This window comes from Clostridium tarantellae, assembly GCF_009295725.1.
GTDB classification, from domain to species: Bacteria; Bacillota; Clostridia; order Clostridiales; family Clostridiaceae; genus Sarcina; species Sarcina tarantellae.
Genome location: NZ_WHJC01000396.1, coordinates 1 through 2,484, shown reverse-complemented (window position 1 = coordinate 2,484; position 2,484 = coordinate 1). Strand labels below are relative to the sequence as shown.

Below are 2,484 nucleotides of genomic sequence, written 5' to 3'. Positions count from 1 at the left end.
TACTTTTTCACCTAATAGGTGAATTTTTTTTTGTAGAAAAGCATTATTTTAAGCCATATCTATTATGATTTTTATTTTTTCATGAATAATTAGGGTTAAGAGTTAATTTAATGAATTTCTTAAAAGGGTGTGATGAATTTAATTTAATTTATAGGAATAAAATTTTTTCACAAGGTTTTTACTTATGTTTTATATTAATAGGTATGATGACAATAACAATATTATTAATAGGTAAAATGAATTTATGTTACTTTTTAGCAATTGAATTTTTTTTACCTGGTATTTATGTTATATATAAAACTATGAAAGAAGGATTACTTATACCTAGAATAAAAGCAAGCAAGAAAAATACTAGAAAGAGGTATATATTAATACTGCTTATTGTATTTTTATGTATATTAGGTAGTGATTGGGAGTTCTTGAAATCAGATAAAAGTTTAATTATGAAAACAGCACGTATAATGTTTGACATATTAATGGATATTCTATTTATTATAATTCCAACACATTTTGCAGTAAAAGCATTAGGCAAAAAATCTCAGGAAAATGACAAGAAGTTTAATAATTAATAATTTAAAAATTAGTAAGAATTAAGATTTTATATTATAGTGATGATGAAAAGTATACATTAAATTTTGTATAAAACAGATTAATTAAAACTTATAGGAGGGACAGCTTATGAAGTTTCATAATGAAGAGGAAAGAGTTGATAAAGAGTTACATCATGTATATTTTGATGGTTATTTAATATTGCAAGCTTTAGCATTAATTACTTTAACCTTAAAAATGTACTTAATAAATATTAATATATTATCTATTAGTCCAGAGTTGTTAATATTAGTAGGAGGGAATTCATACATATTTATAAGAACTTTATTTTTAAGAGTTAATTTAATAGATTTTTTTAAAGGAAGAGATGAATTTAACTTAACATATAGAAATAAAATTTTTTATGAAGCTTTTTACATAGAGTTTATTGGGTTATTGGTTATGATGGCGATATTAGCACTTATGATTAACAGAGGGATATTAAGGAATGAAGCTTTTTTATTATCATTCTTTAATATAGAAATCTTCATACCATGCGCTTATGTTACATATAAAAGTATGAAAAAAGGATTACTTATATCTAGAGTAAGTAAGAATAAACAGAAAGTAAGAAAAATATTAGGCTCAGTAATAGGAGCTGTACTATTCATTTTACTGAATAATTGGAATAGAATAATTTCAGGTGAAGTATTAACTAATAGAGATATAATATTTATCTTAAAGGATATCATACTTTGGGTAATTTTTGTTATCATACCCCTTAATCTTATATCTAAAAAATCAGAGAAAAATGCGGATAAATTGGCTAACTAGAAAAAAGTTCAATAAAAATTATATTTTATAATTTTTATTGAACTTTTTTATTTTTGTAATGTAAAAATAAAATTTTTAGTATGATTTTTGCCACAATTAAATGGAAATACTTCAAGCTTTTAATGATAAAAAAGCTCATATATAATTTAAATTGTAAACAGTTTCAAAAAAGGTTGAAAGGGTGATAATATGTTAGAAAATTTAAAGATAAAGATATTTGCAGATGGAGCAGATTTAGAAGGAATGGTTCAAGAGTATAACAAAGGCATTGTTAGTGGATTTACAACAAATCCATCATTAATGAAAAAAGCTGGAATTAAGGATTATAAAAAGTTTGCAAAAGAAGTATTAAAAGCAATAAAAGATATGCCAGTTTCTTTTGAGGTTTTTTCAGACAATATAGATGACATGGAAAAAGAAGCAAGAGAAATATCTACCTGGGGAGATAATGTTTATATAAAAATTCCTGTTACAAATACAAAAGGTAATTTTACAGGAGAGATAATTAAAAAGCTAAGTGATGAAGGAATTAAGGTTAATGTTACAGCGGTATTTACAATAGAGCAAGTTAAAGAAATAATAAAAGCTTTAAATCCTAAAACACCAAGTATTATTTCAATTTTTGCTGGTAGAATAGCAGATACAGGAGTGAATCCTATAAATATTGTTAAAGAAGCAGTAGAGCTTTGTAAAGATAAACCTAATATTGAAATTTTATGGGCAAGTTGCAGAGAAGCTTTGAATGTAGTGCATGCTGATGAAAGTGGGTGTCAAATAATTACTATAACAAATGATATATTAGATAAATTTAAGAATTTTGGGAAATCATTAGAGGAGTATTCTTTAGATACAGTAAATGGATTTTATAAAGATGCCATAAGTTTAGGGTATAAAATATTATAAATAATTTATTTTTAGGGTTTGTTTTCATTATTAAAAACAAAATATTTAAACGTTAATTTAATAGTGCAATGTTTTTTAAGTAGCTTATATGTAAAGATAGTGTAAAGTTTAATATGAAAAAATAGGTTAGATATTATTTTGAAAATATTATTTTTAAAAACTATCAAAGATTATTTTTAGGTACAACAAAAAGACCTTCTATGAGAAGATTTTAAAAAT

General features: G+C 23.7%; 3 protein-coding genes. All 3 read left to right on the top strand.

Features of this window, described 5'->3' with window-relative positions:
* The first annotated feature begins 110 nt into the window (after positions 1 to 110).
* The 3 genes from GBZ86_RS14905 (at position 111) to GBZ86_RS14895 (ending at position 2,265) form a co-directional block, all read left to right on the top strand.
* Positions 111 to 569: a hypothetical protein gene (locus tag GBZ86_RS14905; protein WP_152891957.1), complete on the top strand. Its 459-nt coding sequence runs from the start codon at positions 111 to 113 to the stop codon at positions 567 to 569.
* A gap of 109 nt (positions 570 to 678) precedes the next feature.
* Positions 679 to 1,362: a DUF6773 family protein gene (locus tag GBZ86_RS14900; protein WP_152891955.1), complete on the top strand. Its 684-nt coding sequence runs from the start codon at positions 679 to 681 to the stop codon at positions 1,360 to 1,362.
* A 189-nt stretch (positions 1,363 to 1,551) separates the two neighbouring features.
* Positions 1,552 to 2,265: a transaldolase gene (locus tag GBZ86_RS14895; protein ID WP_152891953.1), complete on the top strand. Its 714-nt coding sequence runs from the start codon at positions 1,552 to 1,554 to the stop codon at positions 2,263 to 2,265.
* The last annotated feature ends 219 nt before the right edge of the window (positions 2,266 to 2,484 follow it).

Coding starts and splice junctions, on each gene's coding strand:
- GBZ86_RS14905 (WP_152891957.1), top strand. CDS start 111: ATGAATTTCTTAAAAGGGTGTGATGAATTTAATTTAATTTATAGGAAT.
- GBZ86_RS14900 (WP_152891955.1), top strand. CDS start 679: ATGAAGTTTCATAATGAAGAGGAAAGAGTTGATAAAGAGTTACATCAT.
- GBZ86_RS14895 (WP_152891953.1), top strand. CDS start 1,552: ATGTTAGAAAATTTAAAGATAAAGATATTTGCAGATGGAGCAGATTTA.